The sequence below is a fragment of the Rhabdothermincola sediminis genome (assembly GCF_014805525.1).
GTDB classification, from domain to species: Bacteria; Actinomycetota; Acidimicrobiia; order Acidimicrobiales; family Acidimicrobilacustridaceae; genus Rhabdothermincola; species Rhabdothermincola sediminis.
Genome location: NZ_JACFSZ010000005.1, coordinates 23,326 through 41,106 on the forward strand (window position 1 = coordinate 23,326; position 17,781 = coordinate 41,106).

General features: G+C 70.0%; 20 protein-coding genes and 2 pseudogenes. 13 read left to right on the plus strand and 9 right to left on the minus strand.

The features are described 5' to 3' along the window. The first annotated feature begins 55 nt into the window (after nt 1-55). Together HZF19_RS05280 and HZF19_RS05285 are read left to right on the plus strand one after the other, a co-directional pair. The gene (locus HZF19_RS05280; RefSeq protein ID WP_208027712.1) at nt 56-2,365 is read left to right on the plus strand and encodes a serine hydrolase; all 2,310 of its coding nucleotides are present in this window, start codon (nt 56-58) and stop codon (nt 2,363-2,365) included. A 1-nt stretch (nt 2,366) separates the two neighbouring features. Next, complete coding sequence (locus HZF19_RS05285; RefSeq protein WP_208027713.1) at nt 2,367-3,074, plus strand: alpha-ketoglutarate-dependent dioxygenase AlkB; 708 nt, start codon at nt 2,367-2,369, stop codon at nt 3,072-3,074. Here the strand turns inward: HZF19_RS05285 and HZF19_RS05290 are convergent. The 3 genes and pseudogenes from HZF19_RS05290 to HZF19_RS17570 form a co-directional block, all read right to left on the minus strand. After that, entirely contained in the window at nt 3,023-4,234 is a 1,212-nt protein-coding gene (locus tag HZF19_RS05290) for a carboxylate--amine ligase (RefSeq protein ID WP_208027714.1), read from the minus strand. The genes HZF19_RS05285 and HZF19_RS05290 overlap by 52 nt on opposite strands. After that, the gene (locus HZF19_RS05295) at nt 4,231-4,470 is read right to left on the minus strand and encodes a hypothetical protein (RefSeq protein WP_208027715.1); all 240 of its coding nucleotides are present in this window, start codon (nt 4,468-4,470) and stop codon (nt 4,231-4,233) included. Before HZF19_RS05295 ends, HZF19_RS05290 begins: the two co-directional genes overlap by 4 nt. A gap of 79 nt (nt 4,471-4,549) precedes the next feature. Continuing rightward, nucleotides 4,550-4,618 (minus strand): annotated as a pseudogene (locus HZF19_RS17570) (hypothetical protein); the annotation flags it as partial. Between the two features lie 236 nt (nt 4,619-4,854). Between HZF19_RS17570 and HZF19_RS05300 the strand changes: the two are divergent. Continuing rightward, nucleotides 4,855-5,898: a GNAT family N-acetyltransferase gene (locus HZF19_RS05300; RefSeq protein WP_208027716.1), complete on the plus strand. Its 1,044-nt coding sequence runs from the start codon at nt 4,855-4,857 to the stop codon at nt 5,896-5,898. A 46-nt stretch (nt 5,899-5,944) separates the two neighbouring features. On the opposite strand, the gene HZF19_RS05305 is transcribed toward HZF19_RS05300, so the two are convergent. The 4 genes and pseudogenes from HZF19_RS05305 to HZF19_RS17395 form a co-directional block, all read right to left on the minus strand. Next, entirely contained in the window at nt 5,945-6,280 is a 336-nt protein-coding gene (locus HZF19_RS05305) for a DUF5658 family protein (RefSeq protein ID WP_208027717.1), read from the minus strand. A gap of 134 nt (nt 6,281-6,414) precedes the next feature. Then, the gene (locus HZF19_RS05310) at nt 6,415-6,849 is read right to left on the minus strand and encodes an ATP-binding protein (protein ID WP_208027718.1); all 435 of its coding nucleotides are present in this window, start codon (nt 6,847-6,849) and stop codon (nt 6,415-6,417) included. A 223-nt stretch (nt 6,850-7,072) separates the two neighbouring features. After that, nucleotides 7,073-8,491, minus strand: coding sequence for a PP2C family protein-serine/threonine phosphatase (locus HZF19_RS05315; RefSeq protein ID WP_208027719.1), 1,419 nt, complete (start codon nt 8,489-8,491; stop codon nt 7,073-7,075). 181 nt (nt 8,492-8,672) lie between these two features. Then, nucleotides 8,673-9,017: pseudogene (locus tag HZF19_RS17395) on the minus strand (GAF domain-containing protein); the annotation flags it as partial. A 341-nt stretch (nt 9,018-9,358) separates the two neighbouring features. Between HZF19_RS17395 and HZF19_RS05325 the strand changes: the two are divergent. The 3 genes from HZF19_RS05325 (at nt 9,359) to HZF19_RS05335 (ending at nt 10,594) form a co-directional block, all read left to right on the plus strand. After that, a complete protein-coding gene (locus HZF19_RS05325) occupies nt 9,359-9,604 on the plus strand; it encodes a hypothetical protein (protein WP_208027720.1) in 246 nt (81 codons plus the stop codon). Between the two features lie 118 nt (nt 9,605-9,722). Then, the gene (locus tag HZF19_RS05330) at nt 9,723-10,058 is read left to right on the plus strand and encodes a DUF3040 domain-containing protein (protein WP_208027721.1); all 336 of its coding nucleotides are present in this window, start codon (nt 9,723-9,725) and stop codon (nt 10,056-10,058) included. Between the two features lie 14 nt (nt 10,059-10,072). Next, nucleotides 10,073-10,594, plus strand: a complete 522-nt coding sequence (locus tag HZF19_RS05335; protein ID WP_208027722.1) for a hypothetical protein — start codon at nt 10,073-10,075, stop codon at nt 10,592-10,594. 8 nt (nt 10,595-10,602) lie between these two features. Here HZF19_RS05335 and HZF19_RS05340 read toward each other — a convergent pair whose 3' ends face one another. Beyond that, nucleotides 10,603-10,887 (minus strand): hypothetical protein, encoded by a 285-nt coding sequence (locus HZF19_RS05340; RefSeq protein ID WP_208027723.1) that lies wholly within the window; start codon nt 10,885-10,887, stop codon nt 10,603-10,605. Nucleotides 10,888-11,156: 269 nt separating this feature from the next. Here HZF19_RS05340 and mbhE point away from each other — a divergent pair, with 269 nt between their 5' ends. Genes mbhE through mnhG form a run of 7 tightly spaced genes read left to right on the plus strand, consistent with a single transcriptional unit; the run spans nt 11,157 to nt 16,939 of the window. Next, nucleotides 11,157-13,436 carry a hydrogen gas-evolving membrane-bound hydrogenase subunit E gene (gene mbhE / locus HZF19_RS05345; RefSeq protein WP_208027724.1) on the plus strand — a complete coding sequence of 760 codons (2,280 nt, stop codon included), beginning with the start codon at nt 11,157-11,159 and terminating at the stop codon, nt 13,434-13,436. Next, nucleotides 13,433-13,882 carry an MnhB domain-containing protein gene (locus HZF19_RS05350; protein ID WP_208027725.1) on the plus strand — a complete coding sequence of 150 codons (450 nt, stop codon included), beginning with the start codon at nt 13,433-13,435 and terminating at the stop codon, nt 13,880-13,882. The genes mbhE and HZF19_RS05350 overlap by 4 nt, the downstream gene beginning before the upstream one ends. Nucleotides 13,883-13,890: 8 nt before the next feature. Next, on the plus strand, nt 13,891-14,328 hold the full coding sequence (locus HZF19_RS05355) for a Na(+)/H(+) antiporter subunit C (RefSeq protein WP_235979427.1): 438 nt from the start codon (nt 13,891-13,893) through the stop codon (nt 14,326-14,328). Continuing rightward, complete coding sequence (locus HZF19_RS05360) at nt 14,328-15,803, plus strand: proton-conducting transporter transmembrane domain-containing protein (RefSeq protein WP_208027727.1); 1,476 nt, start codon at nt 14,328-14,330, stop codon at nt 15,801-15,803. The genes HZF19_RS05355 and HZF19_RS05360 overlap by 1 nt, the downstream gene beginning before the upstream one ends. A 41-nt stretch (nt 15,804-15,844) precedes the next feature. Beyond that, the gene (locus HZF19_RS05365) at nt 15,845-16,321 is read left to right on the plus strand and encodes a Na+/H+ antiporter subunit E (protein ID WP_208027728.1); all 477 of its coding nucleotides are present in this window, start codon (nt 15,845-15,847) and stop codon (nt 16,319-16,321) included. Beyond that, nucleotides 16,318-16,578, plus strand: a complete 261-nt coding sequence (locus tag HZF19_RS05370; RefSeq protein WP_208027729.1) for an MrpF/PhaF family protein — start codon at nt 16,318-16,320, stop codon at nt 16,576-16,578. The genes HZF19_RS05365 and HZF19_RS05370 overlap by 4 nt, the downstream gene beginning before the upstream one ends. A gap of 1 nt (nt 16,579) precedes the next feature. Further along, nucleotides 16,580-16,939 carry a monovalent cation/H(+) antiporter subunit G gene (gene mnhG / locus HZF19_RS05375; RefSeq protein ID WP_208027730.1) on the plus strand — a complete coding sequence of 120 codons (360 nt, stop codon included), beginning with the start codon at nt 16,580-16,582 and terminating at the stop codon, nt 16,937-16,939. A 3-nt stretch (nt 16,940-16,942) separates the two neighbouring features. Here the strand turns inward: mnhG and HZF19_RS05380 are convergent, their stop codons facing one another. Beyond that, nucleotides 16,943-17,767, minus strand: coding sequence for an enoyl-CoA hydratase/isomerase family protein (locus HZF19_RS05380; RefSeq protein ID WP_208027731.1), 825 nt, complete (start codon nt 17,765-17,767; stop codon nt 16,943-16,945). Nucleotides 17,768-17,781: the final 14 nt, after the last annotated feature.

Below are 17,781 nucleotides of genomic sequence, written 5' to 3' on the forward strand. Positions count from 1 at the left end.
CTCCCACCGGAGCGATCCTGGACCGGCGTCAGCGACCGTTATCGTCTACGAGGCCATGCCACCTGACGCGGCCGACACCGTCCACCAGGAGGGACCCGGGCTGACCCCGTCGGGGCGGGACGGGTTCCTCGACCTGATCCGGGCGGTGGCGACGCTGCGGGTGATCGTGTGGCACGCGTTCGGTGCGGCCGTGATCACCTACGTCATCGCGGCGATGCCAGCCATGTTCTTCGTCACCGGCTCGCTCTTCGCGCGGTCGGCGGACCGGCACGGAGCCCGAACCACGATCGCGGACCGGCTCCGGCGGATCGCGCCGTCGCTTTGGGTGTTCGCGGCAGTCGCGTGGACGGCGATGTGGGTGGGTGCCAGCCGGAGTGGCACAGGCCTCGACTGGCGACACGTGGTGCTGTGGATCGTCCCCATCTCGGACCCCGCAGGCTCGCCGTGGGAAGGCGGCTGGCTGGCGACCCCGCTGTGGTACCTGCGGACCCTCCTGTGGATCTTCCTGCTCGCGCCGCTCGCCATCAGGGCGGTGCGTCGCTGGCCGGTGCGAACCTTCGCCGTGTCCGGGCTCGCGGTCGTGGCGCTCGACCTCGCCGATCGGGCCGGCTGGCTCCGGCCCGCGTTCGCCGACCGTCTCGTCTGGCAGCTCGGCGACCTCGCGCTCTACGGCACCTTCTTCCTCTTCGGCGTCCGCGTCGCGGACGGTTCGTTCGACCGGGTCCGCCCACGCAACTGGGCGCTGGTCGCGTCGGTGGCCACGATTGGCGCCGTCGCCTGGTGGCTGACCCAGCCCGTCCCCTCAGGCGTGGTCAACAACTCGCACCCGATGCACCTGCTCGTCGGTACGGTCTGGCTCGCCCTGGCCCTCGCGTCCGTCCCCGCTCTGCGCCGGCTGGCGGACCACCACCTGGCCCGACCGGTCGTGCGGTTCCTCGGGCAGCGGTCCCTCACCGTCTACCTCTGGCACACGTCGGCGATCGTCGTAGCTCTGTGGATCCTCGACCACCAGGGCCGGTCCCCGCGCCTGGGGTGGGGGTTGAGCTACGTCGTGCTCATCGCCGGCGGTGTGGTGGTGGCATGCGTGCTGTTCGGGTGGATCGAAGACCTCGGTGCGAAACGACCTCCCAAGCTCTGGCCGCTGCCGACCGCCCCTGCCCGGCGCCGACATGCTCCGGTGGCTGTGGCGTCGGCGCTGCTGGTCACCGTCCTCACGGTCTGGGTGGTGATGCCCCGGGCTGGAGACCCGACCTCGGAGGAGCGATCGTTCCGTCCCGGGGTGCCCTCCCAGGCGCCTCCCAAGCCGACGTTCGACCCCGTCGACGCCCGCTACGAGATGGTGGCGGGCGAGAGCGGCACCGCTCGTGCCCCCGTGGCGCTCGGCCAGGCGCTCGACGAGGATGGCGTGCACCAGCTGGTGGCCGTCTGGGCCCTCGAGCACGGCGTTCCCGGTGTGGCCGTGGGGTTGGCCTTCCCGGATGGGCCTGCATGGGTCACGGCCCTCGGGGTCGACGAAGAGGGCCGTGCTCGTGACGCGGCTGATCGCATCGACGTGATGTCGATCACCAAGCTGTTCACCGCGAACCTCGTGTTCCGCGCGGCGGAAGCAGGCCTGCTGGAGCTCGACGAGCCGCTGCCCGGGCTCGGCGCCTACCCGGCGCTGCCACGCCCGATCACGGTCCGGGAGCTGCTGACCCATCGATCCGGGTTGCTGAACTACTGGGAATCGGAGCAGTACGTCGCCGATCCCGAGTCGCTGACCTCCCCGCTCGACGCGCTCGCCATCGCCGCGGCGTCGCCCCTGCAGTTCGAACCGGGCTCCGAGAGCCGCTACTCGAGCACGAACTACATCGTCCTCGGAGTGCTCCTGGAGCAGGTCACCGGCCAGCCGTTCGACGTGCTGGTGGACGAGCAGCTGCTCCGGCCCTTGGGCCTCGAGTCGGCCGCGATCCTGCCGCCCCAGGCCGGGTTGCCCCGCACCGGTGCTGCTGGGATCGTCACGGATCTCGCCGACCTCGGCCGGGGGGTGCTCGCGCTGCTCCGGGACCACGTCGGCATCAGTGATGCGTCCTACCGGGCGATGACCGACATCGACCGCGACTCCGCCATGGGCGCAGGGGTGAACGGGTTCTGCCCGTGCCGTACGGATCCAGACGGTGGGGCCCACTGGTTCGGCATGGGGTACGCCGGTGGGCACACGCTGGCTCTCTACCTGCCGACCTCCGACGTGGTGGTCACCGTCGACGTGACCGGCAGCTTCTGGGAGGACGACCGCTTCGCGCAGGTGATGGAACTGGTGGAGCGGATCGACGCCCACCTCTGGCAGCATTCGCAAGAGTTCGACGGCGAGCACGCCCCGCTCTGAGATGGCGGATCCCATCCTCGTGACAGCCGTTCCCGCCGAGTGCCCGCCTCGCCTCGCTCCGCAGGTCGAGGTGCAGCGCATCGAGCTCGACGAGCAGTGTTGGGTGGACCTGGCTCGAGGCTGGCTGCAGGGGGCCAGCGCGCTCTTCGAGATGCTCACCGCGCAGGTCCCGTGGTCACAGGGCCGGGTCTTCCGCTACGAGCGCTACCTGGACGAGCCCCGGCTCGGCGCCTGGTACCCGGCCGGAGCACCGCCTCATGCGGTGCTGGACGAGGCGCGGGACTGGCTCCAGCACCGCTACCGGGTCCGGTTCGACGGCTGCGCACTCGCCTGGTACCGGGACGGCGGTGACGGGGTCGCGTTCCATCGCGATCGCGAGATGCGCTGGCTCGACGAGACGATCATCGCGGTCCTGACCCTGGGGGCGCGGCGGCCGTTCCTGTTGCGGCCTCGCACCGAGCGATGGGGGCAGCACGCACCGGGTGGTGGGGCGACCCACGACCTCGCTCCGGGTGCCGGGGACCTGATCGTGATGGGCGGGCGTTGCCAGGTGGCTTGGGAGCACTCGGTGCCCCGGGTGCCTGGTCTGGTGGCTGGTCGGGTGTCGGTGCAGTGGCGCTGGACCTCCCGGCGCGGTGCGCGCGACCGGGGGCCCTCCTACCGCGTGCCGCGGGTCTTCTCGCGGGAGGGCCGGCGCCCGGCGACCTGACGTAGCCGGGCTCCGGTCGTGGCGGCGAGTGCGTGGAGCAGGGGGAGCGGGTCGTCCCGATCCCAGAAGGCCCACGCGTCACACGTACGGGCCCATCGGGCCCAGGTGCGCAGGGGTTGGCCGGACCGGCGTGCCGCGACCGCGTCGAGTGGATGCACCCATCGCAGCCCCGGCCGGGAGGTCGTGGGCGGACCGGGGGCACCGGCGAGATCGGCGTGCATGACGGCCGGGAAGTTGACCCCGGCACGGGCCGCAGGATGGTGCCAGAGGCTGCAGCGGGCGTTCACCTCGAGCAGGACGAGCCGGCCGTCAGGTGCTCGCTTGAAGTCGAGCTTCGCCATCCCCCGCAGGTCGAGTCGTTCCACGATGGCCCGACCACAGCACGAGACGTCCTGGCGGGCGGTCACCACCAGCGAGGTGGTGTGCCCGTTGACGAGCGGCAACGTCCGGATCTTGCGTCCTGTCATCTCCGCCAGGGTCGCGCCCTGCCGATCCCGGTAGACGTGGTAGCTCTCCACCCGGCTCTCGGGCCCTGGGATGTGCTCCTGGATCACGAGCGCCGTGCAGGCCCCCGTGATCCGTGACCACAGTGACCGCAGTGCTGCGTCGTCCTCGATCACACACGCTTTGGCATCGATCACCTCGTGCCAGCTCGGACTGCGCCAGTGAGGCTTCACGACCACCGGGAAGCGGAGGCACGACACATCCGGAGGTGGACCGGCGGATGGCTCGATGACCACGGTCCTCGGTACGGGAAGGTCGAATCGCTCGGCGACGGTGGTGAACCTGGCCTTGTCGACGAGTGCCTCGACCAGCTCGACCGGAGGGAGGTTGAGCTCGAAGCCGCCGGCCAGCGGGTCGCGGTGGCGGGAGCAGAAGAGCAACGCCTCGTCGCTGGTGGAGAGCAACGGTGGGGGCGTGGGCTGCCGCGCCGCGAAGGCCAGGAGGGCCTCGACGAGAGGAGTCTCCTCCATCACCGATCGCCGCGCTGGCCAGTCCCAGGTCGTGATGCTCGCGGCGTGCCGGGAGCGGCTCGTGGGATCACACGGGGGGGCGACGATGGCGGCGTCGATCCCCGCCAGGGAGAGCGACCGCACGACCTCGATGAGGTTGACGCCGGCCCCCAGCACCACGGCAGGCGAGGCCGGCTGCCGCCTCACGCTGGGCCACCCCGCCACCAACGGCGGGCCTGCTGCGACCAGACCCGCGAGAGCCGGGGCTCGAGGTGGATGCTGGCGGGGGGCAGGCCGTGATGAGTGAGTGCTTCGAGGCATCCCTCGACGTCGTAACGGACGGCGAAGAGCTCGACCGAGCGGTCGCCGGTGTCGATCAAGGCGAACCGGGCCAGCGGTCGCGGCTCGCGCTGGCGGGACTGGCCGACGCTCCCGGGGTTCACCAGTACCCGGTCGCCGGGTGGGATCCCCGTACCCGACGATGTCGCCGGGGCACAGCCAGCCGTCGACGCCGCGACCCTCCAGGGTGGCCACGGCGGCGCGGAGCGCATGGAGGTTGCCGTGAATGTCCGAGACGACCCCGTAGCGCATCGGTCAACGTTCTCTGCGGGGCGCGATCGCCGTCACGGGCCGGGCCGCGAGCGGGATCCCGCCTTCGGTGAGCAGGTCAGCACCATCGAGTCCGCTCACTACCCGTGGTGGGCCAGCGCAGAACGCTCGCTTGCCGCCGGCGTGCCGGTGCCCCCTCGGGTCTCGCCGCGGAGCTCATGTGACGGTTTCCGCGCGAACTGTATGCCGTGGGGGGGAGCTGGGTACCGCAAGCGCAGATGCTGATCGAGGGAGTGGACCCGTTCACGGATTCGCGGTGGCGTGATCTGATGGGGCGCGCGGGCGCCATGCTGTTCCACACACCGGAATGGGGGCGGGTCCTGGTGGACACCTACGGGTTGGAGATCAGGGCGACACTGGCGACCGACGAGTCGGGTGAGGTCATCGGCAGCGTGCCTTGGGTCCAGGTGGACGGCCTGCGGTCGTCGCGCCTGGTCTCGCTGCCGTTCTCGGACGTCTGCCCGCCCCTGCTCGTCGACCCGCGCGCCTGGCCTCCGCTGCGTGACGCGCTCATGGCTCGAGGCCTGCCCATCACGATCCGCACCCTGGGGACACCGATGGTCGTCACGGACCCGGCATTCGTCGTGTCGAGCCGTGCCCGGTGGCACGGGCTCACCTTGACGGACGGGCCGCACAAGCACTTCGACGCGTTCGCGCCGTCGGTGCGGCGTGCGATCCGCAAGGCCGTCGGCTTGGGGGTGACGGTGAAACAGGTCGCCGACGAGGTGTTCATTCCGGCGTTCATGGGGATGCACCGGGGCGTTCGCCGGCACAAGTACGGCCTGCTCGCCCAACCCGACCGATTCATCGAGTCGATGAGAGATCAGTTCCGGGCCATCGAGGGCTGGTACCCGCTCCTCGCGCTCTACGACGGTGAGCCGATCGCGGCCACCATCTACCTTCGCCACGGTGATGCGCTGTACTACAAGTTCAATGCGTCGCGCCCGGATGCGTTGCCGCTACGACCGAACAACCTGCTGATCTGGGAGGGCGTGCGCCTGGGCTGCGAGCTCGGTTGTCGGCTCCTCGACTTCGGGGCCAGCGATGACGACCAACCCGGCCTGGTGCGGTTCAAGCGTTCCTTCGGCACGGACGAGCGAGAGATCGTCCGGCTGCAGTACGTGCCCGCCGATCGCGACCGCTCGATCGACATGGCCGAGGAGGAGCTGTTGGCGGAGCTCACCGGACTGTTCACCGCTCCAGGGGTGCCCGATGAGATCGCGGCCCGGGCCGGGGCGCTCCTGTACCGGTACTTCGCCTGACGATCGTCATGGCGGCCGAGGGCGATCCTTCTCCGTTCGGGGGCGCTCAGCGCAGGTGAGCCCACGTGACGGCATTGACGAAGACGACCATCAGGTAGACCCCGACGATCGTCCAGATCGCGGCCACGTGGATGACGTCGATGCGAGCTCGTGTCCGGCGACGCAACGCGGCCAGCAGCACCAGCGTCGGAACCGAGAACTTGATGCCGTAGGCGAGAGCACCGTGCTCGATGAACGATCGGGAGATCGGGTTGAGCTCCGAGGCGCCGGCCGCGATCGCTGCCCGTGTCAGCACCACGTCAGCCACGTTCAGCACGACGAGCACCGCCGCCGCGGCGACGTAGGTCCGTTGCACCCGCTCGATGGCCGAGCCCGCTTCCACGTCGTCGGTCCTACCCAGGGATCTGTGGCCTGACGCGCCCTGCCGGGCAGGGCGCTGGGGTTTCGGGCGGTGGTGCCGAGGACGGCTACGGAGAGCGAGTGAGGTGGCGAGATGTGCGACGGAAGCGTGCGGGGTCAGGCGCGATCTCCGTTGTGGATCGGATCGCCGGCACGTGGTCCGGGGCGTCCGTCGAAGCCGACCTCGAACCACACGGTCTTGCCGTCGTGGTCCACCTCGACGCCCCACCGGTCGGCGAGATGGTCGATGATCTGCAGACCCCGCCCGGTCACCGCCTGCGGGCCGTAGTCCTTCAGGACGGGCAACGTTCGCGCTCCGTCATGACATTCGACCCGGAGAACGTGGTTGGCCTCATCGTGATCGACCCGGATCGTGAACGGCGTACAGGCGTGGAGGATCACGTTCGAGGCCAGCTCAGACACCATCAACTCGACCTCGTTCTCGCTGCCATGGTCGAGACCCACGACCGAGAGCACGAAACGGCGCGCAGCCCGCGCGCTACCGAGGTCGGGCGGAAAATCGGCTTCGAACCGCCTCGGTGTCGTGGTCATGTCGATCGCACCCGCTTCGTGTCCTTCTGGGCTCTGGTCCCACGGGTGCCTGCCGAGGGCCAGCTCCGGACGCGCACTCTAGGTTCGTCTCGGTGGTGCCGTCGCCTCGGAACCCGGATGTGACCAGGGACCCGCCCCGGGCCTGGTTGGCCCGTCGTGCCGGGGCCGGTCCCGACCGGGCTACGGTCCCGGCGGGGCTCCCCGCCGATCGACGGTGGGGAGCTCACTCAGGCACGCCGACCACGACGAGAGCGAGGTCGTCCCGATCCGCTGAGGCGTCGAACGCCTCCACCGCGGCGATGACGCCTTCCGCGATCGCCTCCACGCTCTCACCCCTGCTCGCCTCGACGGCCTCCCGCAGCCCCTCGAGACCGAAGAACTCGACACCCCGCCGGGCTTCGGTGATGCCATCGGTGTAGAGGACCATGAGATCACCGGGCCCGAGGAGGAGCTCGCGCTCGTCGAGGCGGATGTCCTCGAAGACGCCGAGAAGCGTTCCCTTGGCCCTCAGCGCACGGAGGGGGCCGCCGCCCTGGGAGACCAAGAGCGGTGGGTGGCCGGCCGACGCCCAGCGAACCCGCACCCCGCCCGATCCCACGGCCAGCCGAGCCAGCACTACCGAGCAGAACCGGCCGGTGGGGTCGCTGCTCCGCAGGGAGTCGTTCAACGCCATCAGTACGCTCGCCGGGGAGCGGTTCATGATCGACGCGGTGTGCATGCCATGGCGGGCCAGAGCCGTGAGGGTCGCGGCCTCGGGCCCCTTTCCGCAGACGTCGCCGATGGACAGACCCCATTCGTCCTCGGCCAGCGGGAACAGGTCGTAGAAGTCCCCACCGACCTCCTCGCTCCCCGGCCGGTAGCGCGCTGCGAGCGACAGCCCTGGGATCTCGGGCAACCGGGGAGGGAGCAGCTCCAGCGCCTCGTCGAGCGGGGCTCGGCGGTAGCACTCCAGGACTCCCACCAGCTCGCCGGCGACATGGATGGGGTGGGCGACGCCGCCACGGAGCCCGGCTGCCAGCGCTGCGGGTGCGCGGAGGAAGGTGGGATCGTGGCTGGCATCGGTCACGGTCTCCATGCGGCCGGATTCCCACACCTGTCCCGGGAGGCCCGTCCCTCGGGTGAAGTGGACCTGCTCGGAGGCCTTCACGAAAGAGGCGTACGCACTCGGGGAGGAGGTCCAGCCGTGCTCGCGGACCAGCGAGCCCCCCTCGCCTTCGAGCCAGAGCTGGGTGAGGTCCCACCCGAGATGCTCACCGATGGCTTCGAGGATGAGCGGCAGCGTGTCGACGATCGGTGGCTTCTCGGCGAGGACCTTGGTCACCGCCAGCTCGGCTCGCGTCCGGCGCTCGCTGTGCACCCGGTCGGTGATGTCCGAGCAGACGCCAGCCATGCCGATGAGCGCTCCGGACTCGTCGAGGATCGGCTGCCCTGCCCCTTCGAGCCAGCGGAGGTGCCCGTCGAGGCGAACGATCGGGTACCGGTACTCGAAGGTGCGCGGCTCCGCCACCGCGCGCTCGATCGCTTCGATGGCCGCAGCGCGGTGGTCCGGATGGATCCGCTCCACGTAGGTCTCGAAGGTCCCGGGGAACGAGCCTGGCTCGAATCCGTAGATCGTCCAGCGCCGGCGACCACGAGACCTCACCGGTGGCCATGTTCCAGGTCCAGTTCCCGGCCTTCGCGGCGGCGAGCGCGACCTCGAGATGGGTGTGGGCCCGCCGGAGCTCGCTCGCGAGGACCCGTTCGGCCTCGAGGGACCGAGCGTTGGCGATGGCGACCGCCGCCTGGCGGCTGATCCCGATCGCGAGTCGCTGGTCGTCGCGCGTGAATCGGCCGGGCTCGACGTGCCAGAGCACGACCGCCCCCACGACGGTCCCGTCCGCGAGGCTGACGGGCACGCCGAGAAAGCTCCGAACCGGTGGGTCCCCGGACGATTCCCGGTGGGGTGCCATCGAGCCGTTCGGCGGGGAGGTCGTGACGTCCTCGTGGCAGACCAGCTCATCGGTGGTGAAGACCTCGGCGAGCAGCGGGGTCATCCAGGCCGGGTCGGGCGCCCCGACCACCGCGGCTGCGCCTGTCGAGAGGGTCGGCTCGGGCGGCGCGTCGTCTCCGCGGAAGAAGAAGGCACCGGACGCCGTGCCCGTGAGGGTCGTGGCGGCGTCGGTGGCCATCTGGATGATCTCGTGGAGATCGAGCTGGCGGCTGATGGCCTGCCCGACCGCCCAGAGCGACTCGACGATGCACCGCTCGCGTTCGAGCTCCCGACGCGTCCGGCGCTCACGTTCGAGCAGCTCACGTGACTGATCGTGGCCGACGCGATCTGCCCCAGCATGGTGAGCAGGCGCTCGTCATCCGGAGAGAACCACGCTGACCGATCCCGCTTGCCGGCGAGGCGGATCACCCCCATGCACGTGCCGTCTCCCCGCAACAGCGGTGCTTCAAGAACGGGCTCCCCTTCGGGTTCTCGGGACACGACGGAGGAGGACCGCCAGAGGTTCGAGCCGCCGGTGAGGTGCCGGACCTCGGCCTCGCGGGAACCGATGAGCTCCCGGGCCAGCTCGGCGAGGACACCGAGCAGCTCGTCGGGCGTCCCGGTCTCGGCGATCGCCCGCGACGCCGTAGCCAGGTCGGCCAGGTCGTCGGAGCCGGTCACCACCGTGAGTCTAAGAAGCCGATGCCCGTAGTCGGCCGCGTCGAAGGCCTCATCGTCGAGCTGTTCGGCGGCATCCTGCTCGTCGGGGCTCATGCGAGCACGTGATCCACCCCAACCTGCCGCGATCTGAACCGGCCCGGCTTCCTCGCCGTTCCGGGGCAGGCCGGCATGGTCCCGGTATGAGCTGGGTAGGCAGGCGGCATCGCGTTGGGGGAGGTGTTGCATGGAGCACGAGTGCTTGCGGCTGTCCCATGAGGAGGAGCGGCTCCTCGATGACATCGCGGCCCACCTGCAGGACGACCCGGACCCACTCACCGTCACGGAGCGGCGCACCGCGGCACGGCGGCTGGTGGCGGGGGCGAGCGCGGTGCTGGCGGGGGCCCCGATGACGGTCGGACTCCTGCCGATCGCCGTGGCCGCGGCCTTCGTCGGCTATCTGGTGATGCTGCTCGGCGCGATCCTGCTGGCCGACACCGTGGTGGAGCTCGAGCGGCGGCGGCGCTTCGGTCTCGGCAACTGGTGGCGCCAGATCGACTGGCGCCGGTCGTCCCGGCCGTGACGGTCCGGGCAGGTGTGAGAGCCGAGCCCTTCGGGGAGCTGCGCCGGCTCCAGGACGACGCGTTGGCGCGCCTGGCCGTGGCGTGCAGCGAGGACCCGCCCACTGATGACGAGTGGCATGAGGTCAGCGCGGCGGTGGAGCGGTACCTGCAGGTGGAAGAGCGAGCAGTGTTGAGCGCGCACGAGCGTTCGGTCCCCTTCGGTCGGGAGCAGGCGCGCTGGGCTCGCGAACGACATCACGAGATCCGCTCGGCGCTCCTGGCCCGGCAGAGCGAGCACGACGAGGGTGCCAGCATGGGTCATGTGGTCGCAGCGCTGCGCCAGCACGTCGACATCATGAACGCCGAGGTGTACCCACGGTTGTGGCGCAAGCTCGACCGGGATCAGCTGTTCGCCCTCGAGCGCCGAGCCCGCGCGGGCGTCGATCCGGAGGGCATCGATCCGGAGGGTGATCACCCAGCCGGGGGCGACGGCCTGGAACTCCGTCTCCGCGTTCCCCGGACCGCGTCCGGGGAACCGGACATCCCCGCGTGCTGAATCGAACCTCAGCCGGGCAGCCGGTCGTGCAGGTGCCGTTCGAGGTGGGCGAGCATCGGGAGGATCTCACCGGCAGCGAGCAGGCGGCGGTGGCTCACGGCGGCCAAGTGCTCATCGACGATCTCGACGATCCGGTGGCTGCCACGTGCTGTCCGCAGGTCGAGCAGGAGGTCGACGACGGGCTCGACGGGGTTGTACGGGGCGAGGGTCTCTCGGGTGGCGGTGATCCGCACGAGCAGCTCGGCGCTGACGTCCAGGTCCTCCAGCTCGCCCATCTCACGCAACTCGCCCATCTCACGCTCCCTCGACCAGGCCGGTGCATCGGGTCTGTCACGGACCGGACACCTGTGCGGAGGCACTTACCCCGTCGGGTTCGAAGTAGTAGCCGGCCCGCACGCCCGGCAGGGTCGCGTCAGACCGTCCCGGCGGTGATGGGATGGGGCGCGTCGAGGACGGGCGTGAGACGCCGGTGGTTCCGGTGGCGCACCTACACTGCTGAGGGGTGAGCCGGGAAGCCTGGTCGGCGTCAGCTCGCCGCGACTGAGGAGGCCCACCACTGTTCGTGCTTCTCGCCGCCCATCTGCTCGGCGTCGCCGTGCTTCCGGCGGTGGCCCGCCGCCTCGGCTCCCGAGTGTTCCTCGCGGGAGCGATCGTCCCCGCAGCTGTGCTGGTCTGGGCTGCGGTGCAGGCACCGTCCATCGCGGACGGCGGATCGCTGGTGCAGGCTGTCGAGTGGGTCCCCGGTCTCGGCCTCGACCTCCGGCTGCGGCTGGACGGCTTCGCGCTGCTCTTCGTCTTCCTGATCTCGGGGATCGGGCTGGCGGTCTTCGTGTACAGCCGGTGGTATATGCGGACCGATCCTGCGAACGGCCGGCTCGCGGCCACACTCCTCGCCTTCGCGGGAGCGATGATCGGGTTGGTCGTCTCGGACAACCTGCTGGCCCTGTTCGTCTTCTGGGAGCTCACCACCGTCACCTCGTTCCTCCTCATCGGCAGCCAGGACACCGATGCAGATGCGCGCTCTGCGGCCCTGCAGGCACTGCTCACGACAGGGGTGGGTGGGTTGGCGATGCTGGCGGGCTTCATCCTGCTCGGCTTGCAGGCCGGGACCTTCACGCTCTCCGAGCTGCTGGCGAAGCCACCGTCTGGGGTGGTGACGAGCGTGGCGCTGGTCCTTGTGCTGGCGGGAGCGCTCACCAAGTCGGCCCAGGTGCCGTTCCACAGCTGGTTGCCGCGGGCCATGGCGGCACCCACACCGGTGAGCGCATACCTGCACTCCGCGACGATGGTGAAGGCGGGGGTCTTCGTGATCGCCCGGTTCGCGCCGGTGTTCGGGGAGGTGGCGGTGTGGCGACCGATCGTCGTCACTGCCGGGCTGGCCAGCATGTTCGTGGGCGGGTACCGAGCGCTCCGCCAGCACGACCTGAAGCTCCTGCTCGCTTTCGGGACAGTGAGCCAGCTGGGGCTGTTGGTGGTGCTGTTCGGCCTCGGGACTCCACAGGCCACGTTCGCGGGTTGCGCGTTGCTGCTGGCCCATGCCGCCTTCAAAGCCGGGCTCTTCCTCACGGTAGGTGTGGTCGACCATCAGGCGAAGACCCGTGACCTGCGCCTGCTCGACGGAATGGCCCGTAAGATGCCCGCCCTGTCGGTGGCCGCGGGGATCTGTGCGGCATCCATGGCCGGCGTCCCGCCCTTGTTGGGGTTCGTGGCCAAAGAGCTCGCCCTGGAAGGTGTGGTGGCGCCCGATGCGCCTCAGCGGGTGCTGATTGGGGCTCTGGTGGTCGTGGGGGCGATGCTCACCGTCGCCTACAGCGCACGCTTCCAGCTAGGGGCGTTCGGCCGCGGCCGACCGGGACCGGACCGTCCTGTCGATCGACCGCCGCGACCATTCGTGGCCCCGGTGGCGATCCTCGCGGCCATCACGGTCGTGTGCGGACTCTTCCCCGCCACGCTCGACTGGCTCGTACAGGCGGCGGCCGGATCGCTGGGTGCCGTGCCCGACTCCTACCTCGCGCTCTGGCACGGCGTGAACCTCCCCCTCCTGCTCTCGGCGGTCTCCCTCGCGGGGGGCGCGGTCCTGATCGCCGTGCGGGCGCGGCTCGAGGCCGCGCAGGACGCGATGCCGACCGTCCCGAGCGCCGATCGGGCCTACGACGGCCTCGTCGATGGGCTGCTTCGCCGTGCCGCGGACGCCACCGGGCTGATGCAGAACGGCTCGCTGCCGGTGTACCTGGCAGTGATCCTGCTCACGGTCGTGACGGTGCCCGCCGCGGCACTGCTCCTGGATCCCCGATGGCCGCAGGCGCTGGCCCTGGCCCACACCCCGCTCCAGGGCTTCGTCGGCGCCGTCGCGGCGGTCGCCGCGATCGTCGCCTGCCGCCAGGGGCGGAGGTTCTCCGCCGTCCTGCTCCTGGGGGTCGTCGGCTACGCGATGGCTGGGCTCTTCGTCATTCACGGTGCCCCCGACCTCGCGCTCACCCAGCTCGTGATCGAGACCCTGCTCGTGGTGGTGTTCATGCTGGTCCTGCGCCGGCTGCCGGACGAGTTCCCGCCCCGCAACCGCCACAGCTCGCTCGTCGCCGCGAGCGTGGCGCTGGTCGTCGCGGCCTTCGTGTTCGTGTTCAGCCTGCTGTCGACCGCTTCACGCAGCACCCCGCCGGTGTCCGACGCCTACCTCGAGCGCGCTCAACCCGAAGCGGGAGGCCGCAACGTGGTCAACGTGGTGCTCGTCGACTTCCGCGGACTCGACACCTTGGGGGAGATCACGGTGCTGGCCGTCGCCGCCGTGGGCGTGGTGATGCTGGTCCGCGGTCGTCGCCACGAGGACGTGGGGCAGCCGTGAAACGCAGCGTGATCCTCGACCGGTGCGTGAGAGCCGAGTTCCACACGCTGGTGCTCATCTCGCTCTTCCTGCTGTTCGCAGGGCACAACCAGCCGGGAGGCGGCTTCGTGGGCGGGCTCGTCGCAGGTGCCGCGCTCGGATTGCGCTTCCTGGCCGGCGGGATCGACGAGGTCCAGCAGGCCGCCCGCTTCCATCCGTTCGCGATCATCGGCGCCGGTCTGCTCCTGGGAGCAGCGACCGCGCTGGTGCCCCTCGCCATAGGCGACCAGCTCCTCCGATCGGCGAAGGCGACCGTCGACCTCCCAGTCGTCGGATCGGTCCATCTGAGCAGCTCGCTCGTCTTCGACGCCGGTGTGTACCTGGTGGTCGTCGGTTTGGTCCTGCTGATGCTCCGGGCACTCGGTGAACCCGACGACGGCGGGTCTGACCGGGAGGTCGTGGGGTGAGCGTCATCATGGCCGCCACCATCGCCGTGCTCTTCGGCGCGGGGACCTATCTGCTGTTGCAGCGGGCACTCACGCGCGTCGTGCTCGGATTGGCGCTGATAGCGCACGCCGCGAACCTGCTGCTGCTGGAGGCGGGCGGGCCGCCCGGCGCACCGGCCCTCATCGGAACGACCGACGAAGCGGAGATGTCAGACCCGCTTCCGCAGGCACTCGCTCTGACCGCGGTCGTCATCAGCTTCGGCATGACCGTGTTCCTGCTGGCCCTCGCGTACCGGAGCTGGAAGCTCACCGGCGACGACGAGGTCGAAGACGACGTCGAGGATCGCCGGATCGCACGGCTGGCGGCAGACGAGCGTCACCGGCACGACCATGCCCACGGCGGCAAGGATCAGGTGGTCATCGATCAGCAGACCGAGTGGGGCGCGTCGAGTCGGGAGACAGGGTGATGGCCGCGACGCTCACGCTGCCCGTCGTCATCCCGCTGGTGGGGGCCGCGATCGCCTTGCTCGCGTGGCGCTCCATAGTTGCACAGCGGGCGGTGGCCGTTCTCGCGGTCGTGGCCGCGCTGGGTGCCGCGTCGTTGCTCCTCGCCCGCGTGGAGCGTGACGGTGCGGGCGCGACCGACGTGGGCGGGTGGCCAGCGCCGATCGGCATCACGCTGGTCGCCGACCTCTTCAGCGCCCTGATGCTGGTGATCGGACTCATCACGATCCTCGCCGTCCTGCTTTTCGCCATCGGCCATCCGGCGACCGACGACGACACACCGGTCTTCCATCCTGTCTACCTGGTGCTCACGGCGGGGGTCGCTCTGGCCTTCGTGACCGGCGACCTGTTCAATCTCTTCGTCGCCTTCGAGATCATGCTGGTCTCCAGCTACGTGCTCATCACGCTCGGCGGCAGGCAGGAACAGATCCGCACAGGCATGACCTACGTGGTCATCAACCTGCTCGCGTCGTCCCTGTTCGTCGCCGCCATCGGGTTCGCCTACGCGGCGACGGGCACCGTCAACCTGGCTGAGTTGGCGAACCGCATGGCACAGGTGCCCGACGGGGTGCGCACGACCCTGTCCCTGCTCACCCTGCTCGTGTTCGGCATCAAAGCGGCGATCTTTCCGCTGTTCTTCTGGTTGCCCGACTCCTATCCGACCGCGCGGACATCCGTCACCGCGATCTTCGCCGGTCTGCTCACGAAGGTCGGTGTGTACGCGATCGTCCGCACACAGATGCTGCTCTTCCCGGGCCAGACGCCGACCTGGGTGCTGCTCGCCATCGCGGCGGCGACGATGATCGTGGGAGTGCTGGGTGCCATCGCACAGAACGACATGAAGCGCATCCTCAGCTTCCACATCATCAGCCAGATCGGCTACATGCTCTTCGGCTTCGCGCTGTTCACCGTCGCGGGCGCGGCGGCAACCGTGCTGTTCATGCTGCACCAGATCCCGGTGAAGACCAGCCTGTTCCTCGTGGGCGGGCTGATCGAGCAGCGCACCGGCACCACGGCTCTCGACCGGGTGGGTGGCATGGTCCACAAGGCCCCGCTGATCGCCGCCCTCTTCGGCCTGGCTGCACTCAGCCTGGCCGGGCTGCCGCCGTTCTCCGGCTTCGTGGGCAAGCTGGCCCTCGTCGAGGCAGGCTTCGACGCCAGCGCGTGGGCGATCGTCGCCGTGAGCCTCGTCGTCAGCGTGCTCACGCTGTTCTCGATGGTGAAGATCTGGAGCGGCGTGTTCTGGGGCGTTCCTGACGACCCTGAGGCCACCGACGGCGGGCCCGTGCCACGGCTGCTGTACGTGTCGAGCGCAGGGCTGGTGGCGGTCACCCTGCTGATCGCGCTGTGCGCGGGGCCCCTGTGGGACCTCAGCGTTCGCGCCGGAGCGCAGCTCCTCGACCCCGACGGCTACGTGGCGGTGGTGATGGAGCGATGAGGCCCTCGGCCGGCGGTGGGCTCAGGCGGACACCGACGTGGATGGGGGCCGCTGGCGTCGTGGCGTGGCTCGTCCTCGTCTGGCTCGCACTCTGGGGCGAGGTCAGTCTCGCGAACCTCCTGTCGGGGGTCCTGGTGGCAGCGGGACTGCTGATCGCCCTTCCGCTCGGGAGCAGACTGGCGCCGGTCCACATCCGTCCGCTGGCGACGGCCAAGCTGGCTGCGGCGTTCGCCTGGGCACTGGTGGTCTCCACGCTGGAGGTCGCGCTCCTCGTGCTCCGGCCCGGCCCCGCGCACCAAGGCGTCGTGGCCGTTCCACTGCGCACCAGGTCCTCGGTGGTGCTGTTCATCGTGGCGAACATCACGAGCCTCACGCCCGGAACTCTCACCGTCGATGTCGACGAGCCGTCTGCCACGCTGTTCGTCCACGCGTTGACCGCTCGGGAGACGATCGACGTGCGGGCGCGTGTGCAGCGATTCGAGCACCTGGTCAGGCGAGCCGTGGGGGAGGAGCGATGACGTTGGCGGCGAACCTCTCGTTCGGTCTGCTCACGCTGGCGGCCTCGCTGGCCATGGTACGGCTGGTGCGCGGCCCCAGCCTCGCGGACCGCATCGTCGCGACGGACCTGCTGATCACCATCCTGGCGCTCGGCTTGGCCGTCGAAGCAGCTCGCACCAATTCGGGCGCGTTCCTCTCGGTGATGCTGGTCGTGGCGGTGCTCGGCTTCCTGGGTACGACCACCGTGGCGCGATTCATCGAACGGCGAGGAGCCTGAGATGATCGAGATCGTTGCCGGGGTAGCGATGGTCCTCGGTTCGGTGCTCGCCCTGATCGCCGCGATCGGCGTCGTACGGTTGGGTGACCTGTTCTCCCGGATGCATGCGGCCACGAAGCCGGCGACCCTCGGCCTGGTGCTCGTTGCTGGTGGCGCGGCGCTGGTGGTGTCGGATCTCTCCGACGCCGCTCGGCTCCTGCTCGTCGTCGCGCTGCAGTTCCTCACCGCGCCGGTCGGCGTCCACATGGTCGGCCGGGCTGCGTACCACACACCCAGCACACGCTCGCGGCAGATGGTCGTCGACGAGCTGGCGGAGTTCGAGCGACGGGAACATCGTCTGCCGCGCTCGGGTGGTGACTGATCGTCATTCGCTGGTCGGTCCCGTGAACCGCGGAGCCCGCTTCTCACGATGGGCCGCGAGGCCTTCAGCTGCGTCTGGACCGGCGAAGCCGTAGAACTCGTACGCGAGCGATGCGTCGAAGACTGGGCCGAGCATCCGGTACCAGTGATTCAGCGTGTGCTTCGTCCAACGGATCGCGCTCTGCGCACCCAGAGCCATCGAGGTCGCGATCTCGATCGCCCGATCGTGGAGCTTCTCGTCGTCGACGCACAGTGACACCAACCCGATGCGCTCGGCCTCTTCACCGGTCAGCGGTTCGCACGTCAGGAGGTGGTACTTCGCCTTCGCCATGCCGCACAGCAGTGGCCAGCAGATCGCGGCGTGATCACCGGCGGCAACGCCCAGCCGGGTGTGCCCGTCGATGATCTTGGCAGTGCGGGCGGCCACGCTGATGTCGGCGAGCAACGCCACGACCAGGCCCGCGCCGACTGCGGGCCCCTGGATCGCCGAGACGATCGGTTTCGAGCAGTTGATCACGTTGAACACGATGTCCCGGGCCTCGCGCAGGACCCGAGTCCGCGCGGCGTAGTCCTCGAGCAACGACTCGACGAGGTCGAAGCTCCCCCCGGCGGAGAAGGCCCGCCCGGCACCCTCGACGAGCACGACCCTGGTGTCGGGGTCGCGATCGACGGTGATCCAGACGTCGGCGAGCTCCCGATGCATGGCGGGGCCGACCGCGTTGAGGTTCGGGGCATCGAGGACGATGCGCAGGACCCCGTCGACGGGGCGCTCGAAGCGCAGTGTCCGAAACGTGTCGTAGCCAGCTCCGGCAGTGCTCGGTGTGGTCATCGTCAGCCTCGGGT